Below are 20,749 nucleotides of genomic sequence, written 5' to 3' on the forward strand. Positions count from 1 at the left end.
GCACAGGTGGGCTCCAGCGGGAGGGGTGGTGTGCTCCGCGGCGAGCGGCAACACAACGTGGCTTGATCGGTTTCCCCGCTGACCCCGACGTTGCGGAGGCGAACCGGCCCCGATGCGGGGCTGACTCGCGCTCCAAGCCGTTCGTCTGGCGGAGAGTGGGGGATTCGAACCCCCGGAGGCCGTAACCTCAACGGTTTTCGAGACCGTCCCATTCGTCCGCTCTGGCAACTCTCCGCCGACAAAGATAGCGGAACGTCACCGGGGCCGTGCCAGTCGACCGATGCCGGAGCCCTCGGGCGACCGTGTGGTCAGGCGCCGCGACGGGCCTCGAAGAACTTGGTGAGGATCCCGGCACACTCCTGTTCGAAAACGCGGGGCCGTACGTCGAATTCGTGGTTCAGCCTGGGATCGCTGCCCATGTTGTACAACGAGCCGACCGCACCGGCTTTGAGGTCGGCTGCGCCGTACACGACGCCGCCGATCCGTGCAGCCCACATCGCTCCCGCGCACATCGGGCAGGGTTCGAGGGTGACGACGATCGTCACCTCGTTGAGGCGCCATTCGCCGAGGTTTCGAGCGGCCTGCGCGATGGCGAGCAGTTCGGCGTGGGCCAGCGGATCCGCATCGATCGTGCGACGGTTGTGGGCGCTCGCGATCACCTCACCGTCGTGGATGGCGAGCGCGCCGATGGGAAGATCCCCCGCCTCGATCGACGTCGCAGCTACCTCAAGGGCCTGGCGCATGAAACGTTCGGGGTCGGCGAGTACTGCGGGGTCGATGGGCATGAGGCCGATCGTAGGTGACTGATAGCGTGCGCCCGAGATGGTGCTCGCGACCGTGCTCGCTGTGGGATCCGCCGCGATCCATGCGTCGTGGAACCTGCTCATCAAGACCGGACGTGACCGCACACTGTCGGGTTGGGGACAGTTCAGCGCCGCGGCGGTCCTTGCAGGGTTGGCGCTGTGTGTCGTCGGATTCCCGGGGCGTGCCGCCGTGCCGTATCTCGTTGCCACAGCCACGATTCACATCGTGTACGTCGAGTGTCTGGTGGCGGCGTACCACCACGGTGATTTCTCCATCGCGTATCCGATCGCCCGGGGCAGTGGCGCTGTACTTGCAGCGCTGGCGGCGGTAGTTCTACTCGGAGACTCGATGTCCTCGTTGGCGTGGGCGTCGATCGCAGTGGCGGCCGGCGGGCTGATTTCTCTGCGCTGGGGTGCTGACCTCACCGATGCTTCCGACTCGCTGGCGATGGTGTTCGCGCTTGGCACCGGCGTGATGATCGCCGCCTACTCCGTGGTCGACGCCGCAGGGGCGCGGGCGGTCGACTCGGGTGTCTCCTACGGGTTGGCATCGGTCGGTGCCGCGGGTATGGCGGTGACGCTGGCCAACCTCGCCCGGCCCAGTCGCCGTCGTCGAGCGGGTGAATTGCTTGTCGATTGGCGCCGACACCTCGCCGGAGGTGCGGGCACGTTGGCGGCGTACACGATGGTGCTGGTGGCGGTGCGGCGGGCGCCGGTCGGGTACGTGACCATGTTGCGCGAGTCCTCGGTGGTGCTCGGCGCGCTCATCGGCTGGTTGGTGCTTGCCGAGCCGATGGGATCGCGCCGTGTCGTGTCATCCGCCGTCGTGCTTGCGGGCCTGGTCGCGCTCGTCGTTGTCGGTGCCTGATTCGACCGGGTCGCTCGCCGTGACAAACTGGCGTCGAATGTCCGCTGGCCCCGCACTCGACGCCATTCTCGTGACCTGTGACGTTTCGCCATGGGCCGAGGCCCAACGGGTAGCCCTGCTCGACGCGCTCGAGGCGCTTCACTGCAATGTGGAGGTCGCCTCGTGGGACGAGCAGCGGGACTGGGGTTCGGCGGCGGGCATCGTGGTGGTCAGTCCGTTCAACACCGCGCCGCTCCACGATGAATTCCTCGCGTGGGTCGAGCGGTGCGAGGAACAGGCCACGCTGGTCAATTCGGCGGCGTTGTTGAACTTGGACTCACATCGACGGTACCTGTTCGATCTCGAGGCGGCGGGTGTGCCGATCGTGGCGACGCGTCAGGTGGCGGGGGATGCTCCGTGGCAGTTCCAACGGGCGGTGTTGCGCCGTTTCGAAGGGACCGTCGTGATGAAGCCCGCAGTTGCGGCATCGAAGTTCGGCTATGGGATCGGTCCCGCAGACAGCATCGACACGATGGCGCACCTCGAGGCGCTCTGTCTTCTCGGCGATGCCGTGATTCAGCCGTACATCTCGACCGTCGATACGGTGGGCGTCGCGCAGATCGTGTTACTTCGCGGCGAGGTCCGTCATGCGGTGCGAAAGGTCCGCGACGTCACGGTGGAGCACACGGTGCAACCCGAGGAGCGTGAGGTCATCGCGGCGGCACTCGACGCCTTGCCGGAGATTCCGGTCGCGGCGTCGGTGGAACTCGTCTGGGTCGGCGACGAACCGGCGCTGCTGTCGTTCGATCTCGTCGGGCCGAACCTGCACGCCGGCGCTTCCGGCTCGATCGTGGACCAGTACGCCCGCGTTCTACTCGATACCATCCATCGCCCCCGCATCGGGGTCGTGACGCCCTGACCTTCCCGCCCCACTCGTTCTCCGATAACCAGTGGTCGTGATCACGACCACTGGTTATCGGAGAACGGTCACACAGCGGAGACGGTGGGATTCGAACCCACGGTGAGTTGCCCCACACACGCGTTCCAGGCGTGCCGAATCGTCCGCTCTCGCACGTCTCCAATGAATGTCGGCAGGCATCGTAGCGGCTCAGTCACGTCGGAGCGAAGGCGGTGCCGACTCACACGAGATGGCACCGGTGTCGGGCTCCGCTACACTTGCCACCGGTCCGTGCTCTGGTGAGACGGTCGGGTCCTGTGCAACGTCGGTCCGTGAACCGGGTCAGGGTCGGAAGGCAGCAGCCCTCAGCGATTTCCGGTGGGTGCCGCAGATCGCCTGACCGTCTCACCAGGGTCCGGGCCGATGCAATTTTCGGTCATCGATGCTTCCTGCGCACCGTCAGGCGGCAACGAGCCACAGCAGCAACAGGTTCGCCGAGTTGAAGATGGCGTGCGCGATGACCGCCGCGCCGAGCCGTCCGGTCGCCTTGGTGATGATGCCCAGACACAGGCCCAGGACGGAGAGCGACAGAATCAGATTGACGTTGCCCCAACCCTGATCCGGGGTGAAATGCATCGAGCCGAAGATCACCGATTGGACGATGAGCGACGGCCAGGTTCCCAGCTTGTCAAGGAGCCCGCGAAGCATGGCGCCGCGAAACAGCAGTTCCTCGGTGATCGGAGCGAGTAGACCCGCCAGGACCAACAGGAACAGGAAGTAACCACCGGAGATGCCGTCGGCCCCGACCCCCTCCAGGTTGGACCCGGTTTCGGCACCGAAACCCAGCGTCAACAGGTTGATCACGATCATCGCTGCGTACATGACGACCGCCGTGACCACACCGAGCGGGAGGTCGATCCACCGCACCCTTACCCCGATCGATCGCAGCGCTCCGCGCGAACCCCAGTGGTGAGCACACGCCAGGGCGACCGCCGGCATACCCAACACCGACATCACCAGCACCACGAGCCCGAGAACCGCAGTTCCCAGACCCATCTCGTCGGCGGAACCGGCGACCCACAGCTGGGTGGCGAACATCGCGACCATGAAGACCGCAGTGACGATCGCCGCGGGGAACCGGATCGGTGTCAGTGGCGGCCACCATCGTTCGGGGGCCTCGTCGGGATCCGACACCGCGTTCGGTGGGATCGGGGACCAGGTGGCAGCCGGATCGATCCAGCGGTACCCATCCCACCAGAGCCACCGGCCGACGCCTGGCTGGAAGTGCCACCCGGGCGGGGCGACTGGCGGGGATCCGGGCATCGACATGTCACCAGGATACGGACGGGGAGTCGGCGGTCCGATCGCGAGCCTGCGTGCCGTGCATGATTCGAGTCGTCCACTGGCCACCGCCTGCTCACCGGTGTGGACCCCGGTAGATTGTCGTGATGGCCCATCAGTCGCTCTATCGCCGGTATCGACCGCGTCGCTTCGCCGATGTTCGCGGCCAGGGCCATGTCATCAAGGCACTGCGAAACGCGGTCGCTCAGGGCACCGAAGGCCATGCCTACCTGTTCTCGGGGCCCCGCGGAACCGGCAAGACCTCGACCGCGCGGATCCTCGCCAAGGCGCTGAATTGTCCCAACCTCGTCGACGGTGAGCCGTGTGTGGAGTGCGACAGCTGCCGCTCGATCGAAAATGGCTCGAGCTACGACCTGTTCGAACTCGACGCTGCGTCGAACAACGGCGTCGATGCGATGCGCGACCTGATCAGCCGAACGGTCGTGGGGTCGCCGGGGCGGACCAAGGTGTACATCCTCGACGAGGTGCACATGTTGTCGCCGGCGGCGTCCAACGCATTGCTCAAAACACTCGAAGAGCCGCCGGATCACGTCGTGTTCGTACTCGCCACGACCGATCCGCAAAAAGTGCTCCCGACCATTCGCAGCCGAACCCAGCATTTCGAGTTCTCATTGCTGTCCGCGAACGAACTCGCCGACTACGTGCGGTGGATCGGCACCGATGCGGGCCTCGACATCGACGAGACCGCGGTCGAACACGTGGTTCGCCATGGTCGCGGATCGGCCCGCGACACGTTGTCGGCACTCGACATGGTGGTCGCCGCCGGCGGGGTGAGCGACCGGGCCGACTCGGTCGATGAGATCGTCGCCGCGCTGAGCGGGCGAGATACCGGCCGCGTGATGTCGGCGATCGCGGACGCTGTGGCACAGGGCCGCGAGCCGCGGGTGCTCGCGGAGAACCTTCTGACCACGCTACGCGACGCGTTTCTCACATCGGTCCACGCGACCCTCGATCATCTCTCGGACGCGGATCAGACCAAGATGGCAGAGACGGCAGCAGCGCTTGGCACGGCGACCATCACCAGGGCGCTTGAATCCATCGGTGCGGCGATCGTCGAGATGCGTCAGGCGGCGGATCCCCGTGTGCCCCTCGAGGTGGCGCTGATCAGACTGACGACACCGAGTGCATCTGCGGACCTCGACGACCTGCTGCAACGCATCGAGGACCTCGAGCGCCGAGTTGCCCGAGGCGCAGGCTCGGCAGGTCCGGCCGCCATCGACGCTGACGCATCGGATCAGCGAGCGAACACGCCAATCGACTCGCCGAACGACGCACCCCGTGGAGCGCCCTCCGCTCCGGCTGCCCCGCAGAGGCCCGTCGCTCCGGGAGCGGCGTCGAGCCCTGCCGACATCCGGGCGCAGCTTGCGGCCCGCAAGAATCCCGGCGGTCCCACTTCAGCGCCGCCGATTCCGTCACGTCGCGCCACCGGTGCCGCCGGTGCCGCCGGTGCCGCCGGGGACGACCCTGCCACACGTCGGCCACCCGAGCCGCCCCAGGCCGCGGCCGCCGTATCCGCCCCGCCCACCGTCGCAGCGGAGGAATCGGACCGACCTCAAACAGTCGCCGGTTCCGGGGCCCCGGTCACGCTCGAGCAGCTCGCGGCGGTGATGGCCGAGTCGGTCATCCCAACCTTGGGCGGGATGAACAAGTCGCTGTTCAACGCCGGGCGCTTCGTCGGTGAGCGCGATGGCATGTGGGAGTTCGCCCTCGACAACGCTCCGGAACGCGTGGTGAGCCGGGCCCAGGGGGCGATCGGCGATATCGAGGCCATCCTTGCGTCTCGGCTGGGCGTGGCGGTGCGGGTGCATCTGACGAGCACCACGGCGGGTGCTTCACCACAGGCCATTCGACGTGACGTCGGACCGGCTTCGACGCCGGCCGCGCCGGCGAGCCAGTCGAGCGGTGAACGCAGCGCGGCTGGCCCGCCCGCCACCACCGCAGCGGTCTCGCCCGAGGACGCGGCACCGCACGATGAAGATGACGACGAATATGTCGACATCGATGTCCATGAACTCGAAGACGCAAACGACACGGCAATCTCCGGCCTCGACAAGGTCATAGCGGCCTTTCCCGGCGCGGTGGTGATGGAGGAGGACCAATGACCGACGATTCGAACAACCCGCTCGGCGGGCTCGACCTTGGCGCGTTGCTCGGTGCCGCTCAGAACATGCAGGCACAGATGCACGAGAGCCAGCAGCGACTCGCCGAGACCGTGGTCGAAGGCAGCGCGGCGGGTGGACTCGTCAAGGTGGGGGTCACCGCAGCGTTCCAGTTCGAACACGTCGTGATCGACCCCGAGGCCATCAACCCGCAGGACACCTCCGAGCTGGAGGATCTGGTGTTGGCGGCGCTCCGAGACGCTGCCAACCAGATCGCCGAGTTGCAGGCAGCCGCGAACCCGCTGGCCGGGTTGGGAGATTCGCTCGGTGGCTCACTGGGCGGTCTCGGCGGTCTCCTCGGCGGAGCCTGATGGCCGACTACGCCCAGTCGATTCAGGAGTTGATCGACGCGTTTGGTCGCCTTCCCGGGGTTGGCCCGAAGTCGGCACAGCGCATTGCCTTTCATTTGCTGAAGGTCGACAAGGCTGAATCCCAGCGCCTGATAGCGGCCATCGCGGCGGCGATCGACAAGGTCGGATTCTGCGACCGCTGTTTCAACTTCGCGGAAGCCGAACTGTGCGCGATCTGCGCCGATCCAGGCCGTGACGCTCATCTCATCTGCGTGGTCGAGGAACCCCGAGACGTCGTCGCCATCGAGCGCACTCGAGAGTTCAAGGGCCGCTATCACGTTCTCGGAGGGGCGATCGACCACCTCCAAGGCGTCGGCCCAGAGCAATTGAAGATCCGCGAGCTGCTCACCAGGATCGGTGCCGAGGAGGTCACCGAGGTGATCCTGTGCACCAACCCCAACATCGAGGGCGAGGCCACCGCGCTGTATCTCCAGCGGATGTTGCAGATACCGGATCTGACGGTGTCGAGGATCGCGAGCGGTCTGCCGGTGGGCGGAGACCTCGAGTACGCCGACGAATTGACGCTCGGTCGAGCGTTGGAGGGTCGACGGGTCATCGGGGAGCAGGCTGGCGCGAGGTAACGTCGCCCCCATGTCCGCAGAACGTCAGCTGATCTCCTCCGGCTCACCCTGGGAACTCACCTACGGCTACTCACGGGCCGTGAGATTCGGCAGCCGCGTGTTCGTCGCCGGCACGGCGCCGCAGTACGAGGACGGAGTATGCCCGCAGGACCCGATACTGCAGGCGCGCCGATGTTTCGAGATCGTGGAAAAGGCGCTCGCAGATGCTGGCGCGTCGTTCAAAGACGTTGTGCGCACGCGGATGTACCTCGTCGATGTGGGCGATTTCGATGCGGTCGCGGCGGTGCACGGCGAAATTTTCCACGACGTCCGTCCGGCGAACACCACCGTGGTCGTCGCGGCGCTGCTGGACCCGGCGTGGAAGGTTGAAGTCGAGGTCGAGGCCATCATCAACAAGGACCGCTCGCCCCATTTCTGACCATCTCTGAGCCGCTGAGGTCGTCGGTCGAGTGGTCGCGCCGCTGGCACCGCCTTGGGAGGCGTGGTGGTCAGGAGGCCGTGTCGTCGAAGACGTAGAGGCTTCCGCCGTAACAGGCCACCCATACCCGGTTGTCGGTACGGTCGTAGGTGATGCCGATCGGGTGATGACCGGTCGGCAGGCGTTGAATCTGGGTCATATCCGAGGTGCGAATCTTGCTGACCGCGTCCGAGTCGTAGTTCACCACGTACAACGAGCGGCCGTCGGGCGCGATGGTCATCGAGCGGGGTTGGCTCGGGGAGGCAACCTTGGCAACGACGGTGCGGGTGGCCACGTCGATCTTGGCGACCTTGCCCTCACCGTTCAGCGTCGCGTAGAGAAACTCCCCGGCGGGGTCCAACACGAGATGTCGGGGACCCTGGCCGACTCCGGTGATCCACTGCACCGAGTCGTCGACGAGGTTGACCACGGCGATGTCCTTGGTTCCCATCACCGCCACGAACACGGTCGTGTTGTCGGGCATCACGGCGATGCCGCGGGGGAAACGACCGATCGGGATCCGACGGGTCTCTTTGCCCGTGGCGGCGTCGACCACGCTGAGGTCGTACCCACACCAGTTGGTGGTGAGCACCGTTGCGTCATCAGGGGTGACCGCCACGTACTTCGGAACCGGCCCAACCTCGATGACCTGATCGATCTCCAAGCTCGCGGTGTCGACGCGGTACAGGTACGAGTTGTCCCACGATCCCTTGCTGCACTTGTCGTTTCCCGGATTGGAAAAGCCAGGGCCGGACATCTCGTAGTTGGAGACATAGGCCTTTGTGCCGTCGTGGGAGAACGCCATCTCGACCGGTGAGCCGGTCGTTGTCCCCGCGTGGTCCGGATACCCCCAGTCGGCCGGGTTGATCGAGTCGGGGATCGACTTCACGAGCGCGAACGACCGGTCGTACACCGTGATCGTGTGGCTGTACATCATGTTCTGGGCGAAGAACAGCCCGTTCGCCGAGGCTTCGATCGACTTGGGGGTGAGCGGCCCATCGGTGATGACCGAGAGCTTGGCCATCTGGCGCTGATCCGATGGCACCGGGTGCAGCACCGCCGGAGCCGCGGCCTCGACCGTCGAGTCGATCACGGCTGGATCATCGCCGTCGGTCGCCGGGTCGGTGCTCGACTGTTCAGGTGGCCCAGCCGGAGCGTCCGCCGCTTCGGCCTCGCCAGACGTCGCGTCAGCGGTTGCGACCTGAAGGGCAGCATGGTCGGACTTGTCCTCAGCAGTGACCTCGTAGGCGCCGACGCACCCGCTGCAGACCACGACGACGCCAGCGGACAGTGCCGCGAGTCGGGTCGCGAGGTTGGGACCGCGGCGGGTTCGAATCACGGCGACAGTCTTGCATCCGCCGTCGCCGGCCAGCGACGTGGTGGGCTCACACCATGGTTCCGCACCGAGGTTCGGCGACGGTCGGCTACTCACGATGCAACGCTGCCCCAATCTCCTCGGAGGGTGGAGCCGAGGTTCGCGGCGCGAACATCGGCTGTTCAAAGACCACGTCGACGATGGTCCCATCGAAGGTGAACGGAATCTCGTAGTCGTCGCAGACCGGCAGGCCTGCATCGTGGCCGATCCGCAGCCCGGCACCGCCGATCTGCCAGCGGAACGGTAGGTCGTCGTCGATCGATCCCGCGGCGACCTCCGCTCCGTCGACCTCGATGCCGATCGGTCCGCCACCGGAGCCGTGACGGTCTCGGCGGTACCTCACGGTGACGCGATGGTCGCCGGGATCGAGGCTGATCGGCGCCCGCAGGGTGACCGGGTTGCCGAACAGGTTGAACGTCACCGTCGGTGCCCCTTCGATCAGGTAGAGCGCCCACCCGCTGTTCCAATCTCCGAGCGCGGCGATGATGCCGTCGGCGCGGTCGCCGACCTGCACGTTCGCGTGGACCACGATGCCTCCTCCCATCCCAGGCAGCGCATCTTCATTGATTGGGCCGGCGCCGGGGAGGTACCGCGACAGGTGGACGGGCGGATTCGGATTGGGTTCGAGCGCGATCGCTCGTCCGATGAAGCTGTCGTCGAGCGGGAGTACCTGATGGCGCCCCGCCTCGACCCACCATCGATCGGTGAGTGTCCGCAGGGTCTCCGGGTGGTCCGCGGCGAGGTCGGTCGATTCGGAGAAGTCGTTGCGCAGGTCGAACAGCGACCATCGGTCGGTGGCGAAATCCTGGCTGCCGGTGACCAGTTCCTGTTCGATGCTGACCTGGCGGCCCACGTGGTCGGTGGTCGCCTTCCAGCCGTCGTGGAAGATCGCTCGGCTCCCGAGCATCTCGAAGTACTGCGTGTCGCGGGGATCCGCGGCATCGACATCGTTGAGCGAGGCGACGAGTGAAGCGCCGTGAACCGGTTGCTGGTCGACCCCATCGACGGTGCTCGGAGCCTGCAGGCCGATTGCGTCGAGCAGGGTGGGGAACAGGTCGATGGCATGACAGAACTGGCTGCGAACAGAACCGCGCTCGGTCGACTCGATGGCTCCGGGCCACGAAACGATCAGCGGGGTTCGGGTCCCGCCGAGCCAGGCGAAGCGTTTCCACAGTCGAAACGGCGTGTTGCCGGCCCAGGCCCAACCCCACGCGTAGTGGTTGTAGGCACGCACGCCACCGAGCTCGTCGATGCGCGAGAGCGAGTCGTCGAAGTCGTCGAGGCGATCGTGGGTGAAGCGGTGCTCGTTGTGGCTCCCGATCGGCCCGCCCTCGGCGCTGGTCCCGTTGTCGCTGATGAGCATCACGATCGTGTTGTCGCGTTCGCCGATGTCGTCCAGCACCGACAACAGGCGTCCTATCTGGTCGTCGGTATGGCTGAGGAACCCGGCGAAGCACTCCATCTGACGGGCGAACAGGCGACGCTCGTCATCGCAGAGCGATGCCCACTCCTGCACCCACGGCGGACGCTCGGTCAACACCGTGTCGGCGGGGACCACTCCCTCGGTCACCTGCTTGGCGAACATGCGCTCGCGCCAACGATCCCAACCGTCGTCGAAGTGGCCGGCGTACCGATCGATCCACGGCTGCGGGGCCTGATGCGGTGCGTGCATCGCTCCCGGAGCGAAGTAGAGAAAGAACGGTTTGGCCGGTCGGGCGTGCTTCTGGTCGAGGATGAGCTGGCGCGAGCGTTCGACGAGGTCCTCGGTGAGGTGGTAGCCGTCTTCAGGAGTCGACGGCGGGTCGACGAAGGTGTTGTCGCACACCAGCTCGGGGGTCCATTGGTTCGCGTCTCCGGCGAGGAACCCGTAGTAGCGCTCGAAACCGAGACCGAGGGGCCACTGGTCGAAAGGTCCCGCCGCGGTCTGTTCCCATCGGGGGATGAGGTGCCACTTGCCGACGGCGAAGGTGGAGTACCCGTTGTCTTTCAGGATTCGCGGCAACGTTGCCGCCGACGAGGGGATTCGCCCGTCGTAGCCGGGAAACCCGATCGGAACGTCGCTGAGGAATCCCATCCCCACCGAGTGATGATTGCGCCCGGTGAGCAGCGCGGCACGGGTCGGAGAACACAGCGCCGTGACGTGAAAGCGGTTGTAGCGCAAGCCTTCGCCGGCGAGCGCGTCGATGTTCGGTGTGTCGATGTCGGAACCGAAGCAGCCGAGCTGGCCGAAACCGACGTCGTCGAGCACGATCACCACGACGTTGGGGGCGCCGGGTGGCGGAGTCGGCCGCGGCGAGAAGCTCGGCGTCGATTCGGCGATGGTCATTCCGATGCGTGCGGGCATGGGGCCTCCATGGAGATGGGCAGCGCGTCGGGGGGTGGTGAGGGTCGTTGGTTATGACTGGGGGGGGGGCGGGGACCGCGCCCCCAACAACGACAACACTGACGGAACGCTAGATGGTCTTGACGAGGAGGGCGTCGCCCTGGCCGCCGCCGCCGCACAACGCAGCAGCGCCGGTGCCGCCGCCACGCCGGGCGAGTTCGTTGAGGAGGGTCAACACGATTCGCGTGCCCGACATGCCGATCGGGTGACCGAGGGCGATGGCGCCGCCGTTGACGTTGGTGACGTCCGCGGTGATGCCGAGGTCGTTCATCGAGGCGACGCCGACCGCGGCGAAGGCTTCGTTGAGTTCGAACAGGTCGACGTCGCCGACCCCGAGCCCGGCGCGCTCGAGCGCCTGGAAGATGGCGCGGCTCGGCTGGGTGAGCAGCGAGGTGTCCGGGCCGGCAACCTGGCCGTTGCCGATGATTTCGCCAAGGGGCGTCACGCCGAGCTTGTCCGCAGCGGCCTTCGACGCGACCACGACAGCGGCACCGCCGTCGGAGATCTGCGAGGCGTTGGCGGCGGTGATGTTGCCGGCAGGGTCGAACGCCGGGCGAAGTGAGGCGAGGGATTCGAGCGTGGTCTCGGCACGAACACCCTCGTCCTCGGCGAACACGAGCGGGTCGCCCTTGCGCTGGGGAATTTCGACCTTCACGATTTCGGCATCGAACTTGCCGTCCTTCTGTGCGGCCGCAGCGCGTGCGTTCGACAGGTAGGCGACCTGGTCCTGCTCATCGCGGGTGAGGCCGGCAACTCCGGCGTACTTCTCGGTGGCAGCGCCCATGGCGAGGCTGTCGATGGCACACGTGAGTCCGTCGAACATCATCGAGTCGATGACCTTCTTGTCGCCCATGCGGTACCCGCCGCGGGCGCCGGGAAGCAGGTACGGGGCATTCGTCATCGACTCCATGCCGCCGGCGACGACGATGTCGGCCTGACCTGACTGGATCAGCAGGTCGGCCATCATGATCGAGTTGATACCGGACAGGCAGACCTTGTTGATCGTCGTTGCCGGAACCGTCATCGGAATTCCCGCGGCCACGGCGGCCTGGCGGGCGGTCATCTGGCCGGCCCCGCCGAGGAGCACCTGGCCCATGAAGACGTAATCGACCTGTTCGCCCGAGATCCCTGCGCGCTCGAGCGCGGCCTTGATGGCGAGTCCGCCGAGGTCGCTGCCGCTGAAGTTCGCGAGCCCGCCCGAGAGCTTGCCGATCGGGGTACGAGCCCCGCTGATAATCACCGATCCGGCCATATAGAGTCCCCTTGGTCGTGGATGGTTGTGATCGGTCGATGTTACCGGTCGGTAACCGGCCTCTGCCAACGCCGACCGGCGGCCGGGTCCGGTCTGGGCAAGAGGTATCGTCAGTCGTTATCGTCTTGCGCCATGTCGATGCAACACATCCTCGAAGCCATCCAGAACGGTGCCTCGGGCGAGGAACTCGCCGCGCTGCCTCTCCCAGAGTCCTATCGGGCGGCGTATGTGCTGCGCGACGAACAGACGATGTGGGACGGCGTCGAGTCCGAGGATAAGGACCCCCGTCAGTCGCTTCACGTGGGTGAGGTCGCCACGCCGGAGATCGCGCCGGACGAGGTGTACATCGCGGTCATGGCCTCGTCGATCAACTTCAACACGGTGTGGACCTCGATCTTCGAACCCCTGCCGACCTTCCTCTTCCTCGACCGGCTGGGTAAGGAATCGGTCTGGGGTGCGCGCCACGCTCAGGACTTCCACGTCGTCGGTTCCGATGCGTCGGCAGTGGTGTTGCGTGTTGGCTCCGCGGTGCGCAACTGGAAACCGGGCGACCACGTCACGGTGCACTGCAACTACCTCGACGACCAGGATCCGTCCGCACACAACGATTCGATGCTGGCGGCGAATCAGCGCATCTGGGGATTCGAGACGAACTACGGCGGCCTCGCGGACCTGTCGATCGTGAAGGCCAATCAGCTCATGCCGAAGCCGGCCCACCTGTCGTGGGAGGAAGCGGCGGTGAACGCGTTGTGCGCATCGACGTCCTACCGCATGCTCGTCGGCGATCACGCCGGACGCATGAAGCAGGGCGACAACGTGTTCATCTGGGGAGCGACCGGCGGTATTGGTGCCTATGCGGCACAGCTCGTCCTCAACGGCGGGGGAACCCCGGTTGGCGTCGTGTCCTCGGAGAATCGGGTGAAGCTCCTGAACGCGATGGGCGTCGAGCATGCGATCGACCGTCGCGAGGAGAACTACCAGTTCTGGAGCGACGAGCACACCCAGGACGAAAGTGAATGGCGCCGCCTGGGCAAGAAGGTCCGTTCGCTCATCGGCGATGATCCCGACATCGTGTTCGAGCATCCGGGCCGCTCGACGATGGGCGCCTCGGTGTTCATCACCAAGCGCGGCGGCAAGATCGTCACCTGCGCGGCGACTTCCGGCTACATGCTCGAGTTCGACAACCGCCACCTGTGGATGAAGCTGAAGAGCATCATCTCCAGCCATTTCGCGAACTACCAGGAAGCCTGGAACATGAACCAGCTCATCTCTCAGGGTCGTATCCAGCCCGTGATGAGCGAGGTGTTCTCACTCGACCAGGTCGGCGAGGCCGCCCTCAAAGTCCACCGCAACCAGGCCGAAGGCAAACTGGGTGTGCTGTGCCTGGCTCCGGAGGCCGGCCAGGGCATCACCGACCCGGAGTTCCGCGAGCAGGTCGGTGAGGATCGCATCACGTTGTTTGCCCGCCACGCCCGCGGCGAGCTGTAACGACCGGCGGCCAGGAGCCGCCGGTTTCAACCGAATGCGTCGATGAGGATCGACGCGACCCTCGTGACCGCCCAGATCGTCAACACGAGGATCGGAAGTGCGGCATACAAGCACGCCACGAGCGCAACGCCACGGCCGGCGTTGCGCTCGGCGTGCCAGCGGGTGTCGACGAGGCCCGCCCAACAAAGGCCGACGGCGGCCAACCAGATGGCCCCGCACACGACGAGGGCGATGGTGTTCGAGGTGGCGGAATCGGACCAGGCGAAAAGTCGCTCGAGCGGATCGCTCGCCCAGTCGAAATCGTCGTGGCGTCGATTGCCGAAGTCGAACGACAGGTCGGGCTCATCGGGGCGACCGAATGTCCAGGCTGTCGCGACCGACAGCAGGGCTTGGCCAATGACCGAACAGACGATGGCGGCGATATGGGCGATGTAGGACACGGGTCGTTCCACGATGACCCGTGTGGCCGTGAGCGAATCGGCGATACTGCGGTGCCCGGGCAACAAGATGAGCACGGCCGAGGCCACGATCACGACACCACCGGCGATGGCCACCCCTTGGATCACCCGGTCGAGCCACCCAGCCGGGCCGATCACCCATGAGAACAGCACGAGGATCAACACGATCGCCGAGGAATGGGAGACCCAGGCCCGTAGGTGAAACTGCCGCTGGCTGACGACCGCACCGTAGTGATGCGACACGATGCGTATCCCGACCTGGCGCATCCCGAGGGTCGCACCATTGCGCCACGCTGGCACGACGAGCACCAGGTGCACCGACGCCGCGATCCACATCGCCGCGAGAGCTGCGATGAACCGCGCGATCCAGATCGACGGTTCACAGTCGGCGGGCGCGTCTGACGTCGCGCAGCCTCCCAGTGTCGAGGTCATGATTGCGTCGATGAACGCGATGCCCAGAAGTCCCAACGCGATGCAGTAAGCGAGAACGGTTGCATCGATTCCGAAGGCGACCAGGCGTCGTCCGATCCGTCCGGTGCGCAGCAACGTGACGTCTGACCCGTCTGGCCGCTCGCCGATCGCGGTCATCGTTTCCATGGTTCGGGGACCCTCCTGTCCTCGGTCGGATCGTACCCACTTTGGCGCCGATGACCAGGACTGGGTTCTCGCATGGTCGCTGCGGCATCGGTCGTGGAACACTGGAGGCATGATTCTGACCGAGATTGATCACGTGGCCATTGCCGTCAACGACCTCGAGGCGGCGATCGAGTACTACCGCAGCGCATTCGGCGCCGAGGTGCATCACCGCGAGATCGTCGACTCCGACGGTGTCGAGGAGGCCCTGGTCAAAGTGGCCGATTCGTACATCCAGCTCACCGCGGCAACCCGCCCGGATTCGCCCATCGCCAAGTCGATCGAAAAACGCGGCGAAGGCCTCCACCACATCGGGTACCGCGTGGACGACTGCCAGGCCGCGCTCGACGCGATGGTCGCCGCGGGCGCGACCCCGATCGACAAGGCCCCACGCCCCGGCAGCCGTGGCACCACGGTGGCGTTCATCCACCCGAAGGGCAGCTTCGGGACGCTCATCGAACTCGTGCAGGAAAACTGATCGTCGGCCTCTCTTGAGGGCTTGCGGTCGACGCCTTGGCGTGCGGCGTCCGAGCCGTTCGAGTTGTCACCGTCGAGTTGTGGCAGGGTTCTTCCATGCAGGTCCACCTTGTCGATGGCACGTATGAGCTCTTTCGGTACTTCTATGCGCCGGGTGGCGGCAAGCACCTGAACGACGTCGGTGAAGAGGTTGGTGCGGTTCGCAGCGTGCTGCGCTCGGTCACCGCGTTGCTGGAGGACGGGGCCACCCACGTCGGGGTGGCCACCGACCATGTGATCGAGAGTTTCCGCAACGAGCTCTATGCCGGCTACAAGGACGGATCGGGAATCGACCCGGTGCTGTTCGGGCAATTCCCGCTCCTCGAGGCGGCGCTGGAGGCGGCCGGGTGCACGGTCTGGGCAATGGTGGAGTTCGAGGCCGACGACGCGCTCGGCGCGGCGGCCGCGGTCGCCGCGGCGGACCCCGACGTCACCCGCGCGTTGATCTGCACCCCCGACAAGGATCTGGCGCAATGCGTCGTCGACCCGAAGGTGGCGCAGTTCGATCGCCGGGCAGGCGTTATCCGCGACGAGGCGGCAGTGTTGGAGAAATTCGGGGTGATGCCAGCGTCGATTCCGGATTGGCTCGGGCTGGTCGGCGACACCGCAGACGGCTTTCCCGGTCTCGCCGGTTGGGGCGCGAAGTCGGCAGCGGCGGTGTTGCGACGCTACGAGCACATCGAGAACATTCCCCTCGCCCCGGGGCAGTGGGACATCACCGTTCGCGGATCACAGAAGCTGTGCTCCGTACTCGCCGAGCATCTCGACGACGCACTGCTGTTCCGAACGATCGCCACGATCCGGCTGGATGTTCCTGTCGGAACTCCGGCGCAATGGCGTTGGAGCGGGGTCGGTTCCGGGTTCGACGAAATGTGCGATCGTCTCGACGCCCACGACGTGCACCGCCGACTCACGAAGCTCGCCGGGCAGCGCTTCGGCTGAGGCGGGTTCGCGACCTGGGGCAACGGCTGGGGGTCAACGATCGAACTCTCCGTTGGAGAACAGGTGCGCCAACTCGATCGGCACCGGCGCGTCGAGTTGGTCGTAACGGCACTGATCGGGCGCCTTGTCGGGTCGCCAACGAAGGAACTTCGCCGGATGTCGAAGCCGACCGGCGGTAAGACCCTGATAACCGATCTCCGCGACGAGTTCGCAGCGAAGCGGCACCCATGATTGGTCGCGCTGTTGGTTCCAACGGTTGGGTGCGCCCGGCATGCGTCCAGACGTCGCATGCGCCTCGGCCTCGCCCCATTCGGCCCATGGGTGGCCATCGAGTCCGCCGTCGACGAATGGGGCCAACTCGTCGAGCAGTTCCACCCGCCGCGCCGCGGCAAAGCTTGAGGCCACACCGATGGAATGCAAGGTCGCGTCGTCATCGAGGAGACCCAACAGCAGCGACCCGACGCCGGCACCGTCCTTGTGAACCCGATAGCCGGCCACCACCACGTCTGCGGTGCGCTGGTGCTTGATCTTGAGGATCGAGCGCTTGTTTTGCAGGTACGGATCGCCGGTGGCCTTGGCCATCACTCCGTCGAATCCGGCGCCCTCGAATCGGGTGAACCAGTCGGCGGCCACGGTGCGGTCGGTGGTCGCCGGCGACAGGTGCAGCGGCGGCGACGTCGGGTCCATCACCGACTCCAGCAGCGCTCGGCGCTCGCCGAACGGTGTCGTCTGGTGGTCGGTGTCGCCGAGGGCGACGAGATCGAAGGCGACGAAGCTCGCCGGCGTCTCGACCGAGAGCTTGGCGATTCTCGATTCGGCCGGATGGATTCGTTGGCCGAGTGCGTCGAAATCGAGCCCACGTCCGGTGGCGACCACCACCTCGCCGTCGACCACGATTCGCTCGGGAAGCATCTCGCGTATCGGATCCATCAACTCGGGGAAGTACCGAGTCAGCGGCTTGTCGTTGCGGCTACCGAGCAGAACGTCGTCGCCATCGCGAAAGACGATGCAGCGAAACCCATCCCATTTCGGCTCGAACACGAAGCCGTGGTCCTCGCCGTCGGGAAGCGACGTTGCTGCCTTTGACAGCATGGGTCGAAAAGGGGGGACAACCGGCAACGTCATAGCGACATCGTGCCCGATGGATGGTGAGCAGCGACGGCGTTCAGTACGCGCTCCACCAGCCGTTGGGGATCGTCGTCGACGAAGAGCAACTCGAGGGTGGAGGGCGCCATGAGTCCGTCGGACGCCGCGCGCTGCATGAACTCGAGCAGCCGGTCATAGAAGCCGTTCACGTTCAACAACCCGAGGGCCTTGGGGTGCAGTCCGAGCGCCGCCCAGCACCACACCTCGAAAAGCTCCTCCATCGTCCCGATGCCGCCGGGAAGGACGAGAAACCCGTCGGCGCGCTCGAACATCTCCCGTTTCCGTTCGGGCATATCGCCGACGACGATCAATTCGGTCACGGCTTGATGCGCAACCTCGAGGTCGTAGAGGTGTTCGGTGATGACCCCGGTGACGCGACCGCCGGTGGCGAGGCACGCGTCCGCGATGTCGCCCATCAACCCGGAGCTGCCGCCGCCGTAGACGAGATCGGCTCCGGACTCGGCCACCGCTCGACCGGTGCGTCGGGCCATGTCGGAAAACGCCGGGTCCCCGCCGGGGCGCGACGCCAGGTAGGCGCAGAGTTGAGGACGTGACGTCTTGTTGGTCGAGGTCATGAGTCGCCACGGTAGCGATTCGGTGCGGTTTGGCGTTTCGCCGTAATCTCTCAAACCTATGGATCACTCGCTTGCCGAACGCGTCGACGACCTCCTCCGCCGCAAGGAAGAGGCCCGCCAACCCGGTTCCGAACGCTCGGTCGAGCGTCAACGTTCCCGGGGAAAGATGCTCGCTCGGGAACGGATCGAGTACCTCCTCGACGAGGGGTCGTTCCACGAACTCGATGGTCTTGCCCGCTCACGCTCGGCCTCTGCAACCGAACGCCCCTACACCGACGGTGTGGTGACCGGTTGGGGAACGGTCGAGGGGCGACAGGTCTTTGTCTTCTCACAGGACTTCACGCTGTTCGGCGGAGCGCTCGGTGAGGTCTACGCCGAAAAGATCCACAAGGTCATGGACATGGCGTTGAAGGTCGGAGCCCCCGTCATCGGGCTGAATGACGGCGCCGGCGCCCGTATTCAGGAAGGTTCGGTGTCGCTCGCCAGCTACGGCGGCATCTTCTATCGCAACGTGAAGGCCTCGGGGGTCACCCCGCAGATCTCGGTGATCATGGGCCCATGCGCGGGCGGCTCGGTGTACAGCCCGATCCTGACCGACTTCATCTTCATGGTCGACGAGACGTCGTACATGTTCATCACGGGTCCCGACGTCGTGAAGCAGGTCACCGGCGAGGACGTGAGCCAACAGGACCTCGGTGGCGCTCGGGTTCACAGCTCGAAGTCCGGTGTCGCTCAGTTCGTTTCCGCCGATGACAAGGGCGCCCTCGACGACGTTCGGTTCCTGCTCGGCTTCTTGCCCTCCAACAACCTGGAGGAAGCACCCCGGGTCGACACCGACGACCCCCACGACCGACTCGTGCCCGAGCTCATCGACATGATCCCCGCCTCGGCAAACCAGGCCTACGACATGCGTTCGGTGGTGGAGGCGATCGTCGATGACAACGAGTTTTTCGAGTACGCGCCGGCGTGGGCCCCTTCCATCATCTGCGGCTTTGCCCGCCTTGGCGGCCAGTCGGTTGGCATCGTCGGCAATCAGCCGATGGCGTTCGCCGGGGTGCTCGACATCGAGTCCTCCTCGAAGGCGGCGAAATTCGTTCGCACCTGCGACGCCTTCAATATTCCCCTCGTGACCTTCGTCGATGTCCCCGGCTTCCTGCCCGGCGTCGAGCAGGAACACAACGGCATCATCCGCCACGGGGCCAAGCTGCTGTACGCCTATTGCGAGGCAACCGTGCCCCGTATCTCGGTGATCACCCGCAAGGCCTATGGCGGCGCGTACGTCGTGATGGACTCCAAGTCGATCGGTTCGGATCTGTGTTTCGCTTGGCCGACCGCTGAGTTGGCGGTGATGGGCGCGGCTGGCGCGGTCGAGATCATCAACCGACGCGAGATCGCTGAGGCGGATGATCCAGTAGCCCGTCGCCAGGAACTCGTCGACGACTACACCGAGAACTTCTGCAACCCGTGGGAGGCGGCCGATCGCGGCTACATCGACGACGTGATCGACCCCACCGAGACCCGCATCAAGCTGATCGCCGGCCTGACGATGCTGCGCTCCAAGAGCGAGCAGCTTCCCCCTCGTAAGCACGGAAATATGCCGCTGTGATGTCCGGAACAACCGAGCCGACTTCGGCGCCCACCAATTCGACCATTACCCCGACCCCTACCGACGAGGAGGCCGCGGCGATCGCGGCCTGCCTCACGCTGTTCAGCGGGGCCGGGGCACCTGCCGATTCGAACGACGAGCCGTCGCGGTGGCGGTGGTCAGGGCGATGGTGGTCCAAGCCGGTGCCGCTGCGACGGCAACGGCCGTGGAAGTAGTTCGGCGACGAAGTTTCGCCAGGTTATTGGGCGTTTCGCGGCGATGGCAGGCGTGATCGCGCTACCGAAGGCCGTCGTGTTCGACTTCGACGGAACGATCGTCGACACCGAGACGCCACCGTTTCTCTGCGCCCGCAACGAGTTCGCTCGCCACGGCCTCGAGTTGACCCTGGAAGCCTGGCAGGTGCGGCTCGGCCGCACCGATCTCCCGCATTGGACCGAGTGGTTGGAACGGGCGGTGGGAACCCCGATCGATCGCGACGAGATCCGCAGTCGAGTACTGGAGGAGAAGAACCGGCTGACGGCGACACAGCCCGTTCGCGAGGGTGTGGTGGCGTTGATCGAACGGTGCCACGATCTCGGAGTCGCGGTCGCGGTCGCGTCGAGTTCCCAAGCGGAGTGGGTGCATCCTAATCTGCGGGCTCGGAACCTCTTCGATCACTTCGCGACGATCGTCACCCGCACCGATCGAATCCGTTCGAAGCCGGCCCCCGACTCGTATCGGCACGCGTGCGCGTTGCTCGGCGTGCATCCCGGTGATGCGTTGGCGATCGAGGATTCGCCCAATGGACTGCTCGCAGCGACCTCCGCAGGGGTGCGATGTGTGGTGGTGCCCAACGAAATGACACGGGGAATGGAGTTCACGACAGCCGAAGCTGTCGTGAACTCCTGTGCGGAGATCGCCTTCGCACGAGGTCGCTGA

At 65.8% G+C, this 20,749-nt stretch carries 19 protein-coding genes, 2 tRNA genes and 1 other RNA gene; 12 read left to right on the forward strand and 10 right to left on the reverse strand.

Annotated features, from left to right (window positions below):
- Positions 1-146 precede the first annotated feature (146 nt).
- Positions 147-234, reverse strand: a tRNA-Ser gene (locus M9952_01740).
- A 74-nt stretch (positions 235-308) separates the two neighbouring features.
- Complete coding sequence (gene tadA / locus M9952_01745) at positions 309-785, reverse strand: tRNA adenosine(34) deaminase TadA (protein MCO5311647.1); 477 nt, start codon at positions 783-785, stop codon at positions 309-311.
- A gap of 37 nt (positions 786-822) precedes the next feature.
- On the opposite strand from tadA, the gene M9952_01750 reads away from it, so the two are divergent.
- Together M9952_01750 and M9952_01755 are read left to right on the forward strand one after the other, a co-directional pair.
- A complete protein-coding gene (locus M9952_01750) occupies positions 823-1,671 on the forward strand; it encodes an EamA family transporter (GenBank protein ID MCO5311648.1) in 849 nt (282 codons plus the stop codon).
- A gap of 37 nt (positions 1,672-1,708) precedes the next feature.
- The gene (locus tag M9952_01755) at positions 1,709-2,569 is read left to right on the forward strand and encodes a hypothetical protein (GenBank protein MCO5311649.1); all 861 of its coding nucleotides are present in this window, start codon (positions 1,709-1,711) and stop codon (positions 2,567-2,569) included.
- Positions 2,570-2,645: 76 nt separating this feature from the next.
- On the opposite strand, the gene M9952_01760 is transcribed toward M9952_01755, so the two are convergent.
- Positions 2,646-2,730, reverse strand: a tRNA-Ser gene (locus M9952_01760).
- 124 nt (positions 2,731-2,854) lie between these two features.
- Here M9952_01760 and ffs point away from each other — a divergent pair.
- Positions 2,855-2,953: signal recognition particle sRNA small type (ffs, locus tag M9952_01765), an RNA gene on the forward strand.
- 54 nt (positions 2,954-3,007) lie between these two features.
- On the opposite strand, the gene M9952_01770 is transcribed toward ffs, so the two are convergent.
- Complete coding sequence (locus tag M9952_01770) at positions 3,008-3,877, reverse strand: CPBP family intramembrane metalloprotease (protein ID MCO5311650.1); 870 nt, start codon at positions 3,875-3,877, stop codon at positions 3,008-3,010.
- 119 nt (positions 3,878-3,996) lie between these two features.
- Between M9952_01770 and dnaX the strand changes: the two genes are divergently transcribed.
- From dnaX to M9952_01790, 4 genes are read left to right on the forward strand one after another with little or no spacing between them, the layout of a single operon-like run.
- Positions 3,997-6,012: a DNA polymerase III subunit gamma/tau gene (dnaX, locus tag M9952_01775; protein ID MCO5311651.1), complete on the forward strand. Its 2,016-nt coding sequence runs from the start codon at positions 3,997-3,999 to the stop codon at positions 6,010-6,012.
- Entirely contained in the window at positions 6,009-6,380 is a 372-nt protein-coding gene (locus M9952_01780; protein ID MCO5311652.1) for a YbaB/EbfC family nucleoid-associated protein, read from the forward strand. Before dnaX ends, M9952_01780 begins: the two co-directional genes overlap by 4 nt.
- Positions 6,380-7,000: a recombination mediator RecR gene (gene recR / locus M9952_01785; GenBank protein MCO5311653.1), complete on the forward strand. Its 621-nt coding sequence runs from the start codon at positions 6,380-6,382 to the stop codon at positions 6,998-7,000. The genes M9952_01780 and recR overlap by 1 nt, the downstream gene beginning before the upstream one ends.
- A gap of 10 nt (positions 7,001-7,010) precedes the next feature.
- Positions 7,011-7,418 (forward strand): RidA family protein, encoded by a 408-nt coding sequence (locus M9952_01790; protein ID MCO5311654.1) that lies wholly within the window; start codon positions 7,011-7,013, stop codon positions 7,416-7,418.
- Between the two features lie 70 nt (positions 7,419-7,488).
- Here M9952_01790 and M9952_01795 read toward each other — a convergent pair whose 3' ends face one another.
- The 3 genes from M9952_01795 to M9952_01805 all read right to left on the reverse strand — a co-directional run bounded on the left by M9952_01795 (position 7,489) and on the right by M9952_01805 (position 12,467).
- On the reverse strand, positions 7,489-8,796 hold the full coding sequence (locus tag M9952_01795; protein MCO5311655.1) for a YncE family protein: 1,308 nt from the start codon (positions 8,794-8,796) through the stop codon (positions 7,489-7,491).
- 85 nt (positions 8,797-8,881) lie between these two features.
- The gene (locus M9952_01800; GenBank protein ID MCO5311656.1) at positions 8,882-11,176 is read right to left on the reverse strand and encodes an arylsulfatase; all 2,295 of its coding nucleotides are present in this window, start codon (positions 11,174-11,176) and stop codon (positions 8,882-8,884) included.
- 109 nt (positions 11,177-11,285) lie between these two features.
- Entirely contained in the window at positions 11,286-12,467 is a 1,182-nt protein-coding gene (locus M9952_01805) for an acetyl-CoA C-acetyltransferase (GenBank protein MCO5311657.1), read from the reverse strand.
- A 132-nt stretch (positions 12,468-12,599) separates the two neighbouring features.
- Between M9952_01805 and ccrA the strand changes: the two genes are divergently transcribed.
- Positions 12,600-13,955 (forward strand): crotonyl-CoA carboxylase/reductase, encoded by a 1,356-nt coding sequence (gene ccrA / locus M9952_01810; protein ID MCO5311658.1) that lies wholly within the window; start codon positions 12,600-12,602, stop codon positions 13,953-13,955.
- 26 nt (positions 13,956-13,981) lie between these two features.
- Here the strand turns inward: ccrA and M9952_01815 are convergent, their stop codons facing one another.
- On the reverse strand, positions 13,982-15,001 hold the full coding sequence (locus M9952_01815; GenBank protein MCO5311659.1) for an RDD family protein: 1,020 nt from the start codon (positions 14,999-15,001) through the stop codon (positions 13,982-13,984).
- 118 nt (positions 15,002-15,119) lie between these two features.
- Here M9952_01815 and mce point away from each other — a divergent pair, with 118 nt between their 5' ends.
- Complete coding sequence (gene mce / locus M9952_01820) at positions 15,120-15,524, forward strand: methylmalonyl-CoA epimerase (protein MCO5311660.1); 405 nt, start codon at positions 15,120-15,122, stop codon at positions 15,522-15,524.
- Positions 15,525-15,619: 95 nt separating this feature from the next.
- On the forward strand, positions 15,620-16,504 hold the full coding sequence (locus M9952_01825) for a flap endonuclease (protein MCO5311661.1): 885 nt from the start codon (positions 15,620-15,622) through the stop codon (positions 16,502-16,504).
- A 33-nt stretch (positions 16,505-16,537) separates the two neighbouring features.
- On the opposite strand, the gene M9952_01830 is transcribed toward M9952_01825, so the two are convergent.
- Entirely contained in the window at positions 16,538-17,596 is a 1,059-nt protein-coding gene (locus M9952_01830; GenBank protein MCO5311662.1) for an ATP-dependent DNA ligase, read from the reverse strand.
- A gap of 29 nt (positions 17,597-17,625) precedes the next feature.
- Positions 17,626-18,225, reverse strand: coding sequence for a TIGR00730 family Rossman fold protein (locus M9952_01835; protein ID MCO5311663.1), 600 nt, complete (start codon positions 18,223-18,225; stop codon positions 17,626-17,628).
- A 58-nt stretch (positions 18,226-18,283) separates the two neighbouring features.
- Between M9952_01835 and M9952_01840 the strand changes: the two genes are divergently transcribed.
- Positions 18,284-19,831 (forward strand): acyl-CoA carboxylase subunit beta, encoded by a 1,548-nt coding sequence (locus M9952_01840; GenBank protein MCO5311664.1) that lies wholly within the window; start codon positions 18,284-18,286, stop codon positions 19,829-19,831.
- A gap of 258 nt (positions 19,832-20,089) precedes the next feature.
- Positions 20,090-20,749, forward strand: a complete 660-nt coding sequence (locus M9952_01845) for an HAD-IA family hydrolase (protein MCO5311665.1) — start codon at positions 20,090-20,092, stop codon at positions 20,747-20,749.

The organism is Microthrixaceae bacterium, assembly GCA_023957975.1.
Lineage (GTDB): Bacteria > Actinomycetota > Acidimicrobiia > Acidimicrobiales > Microtrichaceae > JAMLGM01.

Bases quoted from the DNA above. Each gene is read 5' to 3' on its own strand.
- M9952_01830 (MCO5311662.1), bottom strand. From the start codon at position 17,596: ATGCTGTCAAAGGCAGCAACGTCGCTTCCCGACGGCGAGGACCACGGC.
- M9952_01780 (MCO5311652.1), top strand. From the start codon at position 6,009: ATGACCGACGATTCGAACAACCCGCTCGGCGGGCTCGACCTTGGCGCG.
- M9952_01800 (MCO5311656.1), bottom strand. From the start codon at position 11,176: ATGCCCGCACGCATCGGAATGACCATCGCCGAATCGACGCCGAGCTTC.
- M9952_01750 (MCO5311648.1), top strand. From the start codon at position 823: ATGGTGCTCGCGACCGTGCTCGCTGTGGGATCCGCCGCGATCCATGCG.
- M9952_01840 (MCO5311664.1), top strand. From the start codon at position 18,284: ATGGATCACTCGCTTGCCGAACGCGTCGACGACCTCCTCCGCCGCAAG.
- M9952_01835 (MCO5311663.1), bottom strand. From the start codon at position 18,225: ATGACCTCGACCAACAAGACGTCACGTCCTCAACTCTGCGCCTACCTG.
- M9952_01790 (MCO5311654.1), top strand. From the start codon at position 7,011: ATGTCCGCAGAACGTCAGCTGATCTCCTCCGGCTCACCCTGGGAACTC.
- M9952_01825 (MCO5311661.1), top strand. From the start codon at position 15,620: ATGCAGGTCCACCTTGTCGATGGCACGTATGAGCTCTTTCGGTACTTC.
- M9952_01845 (MCO5311665.1), top strand. From the start codon at position 20,090: ATGGCAGGCGTGATCGCGCTACCGAAGGCCGTCGTGTTCGACTTCGAC.
- tadA (MCO5311647.1), bottom strand. From the start codon at position 785: ATGCCCATCGACCCCGCAGTACTCGCCGACCCCGAACGTTTCATGCGC.
- M9952_01770 (MCO5311650.1), bottom strand. From the start codon at position 3,877: ATGTCGATGCCCGGATCCCCGCCAGTCGCCCCGCCCGGGTGGCACTTC.
- M9952_01805 (MCO5311657.1), bottom strand. From the start codon at position 12,467: ATGGCCGGATCGGTGATTATCAGCGGGGCTCGTACCCCGATCGGCAAG.
- M9952_01755 (MCO5311649.1), top strand. From the start codon at position 1,709: ATGTCCGCTGGCCCCGCACTCGACGCCATTCTCGTGACCTGTGACGTT.
- M9952_01815 (MCO5311659.1), bottom strand. From the start codon at position 15,001: ATGACCGCGATCGGCGAGCGGCCAGACGGGTCAGACGTCACGTTGCTG.
- recR (MCO5311653.1), top strand. From the start codon at position 6,380: ATGGCCGACTACGCCCAGTCGATTCAGGAGTTGATCGACGCGTTTGGT.
- mce (MCO5311660.1), top strand. From the start codon at position 15,120: ATGATTCTGACCGAGATTGATCACGTGGCCATTGCCGTCAACGACCTC.
- ccrA (MCO5311658.1), top strand. From the start codon at position 12,600: ATGTCGATGCAACACATCCTCGAAGCCATCCAGAACGGTGCCTCGGGC.
- dnaX (MCO5311651.1), top strand. From the start codon at position 3,997: ATGGCCCATCAGTCGCTCTATCGCCGGTATCGACCGCGTCGCTTCGCC.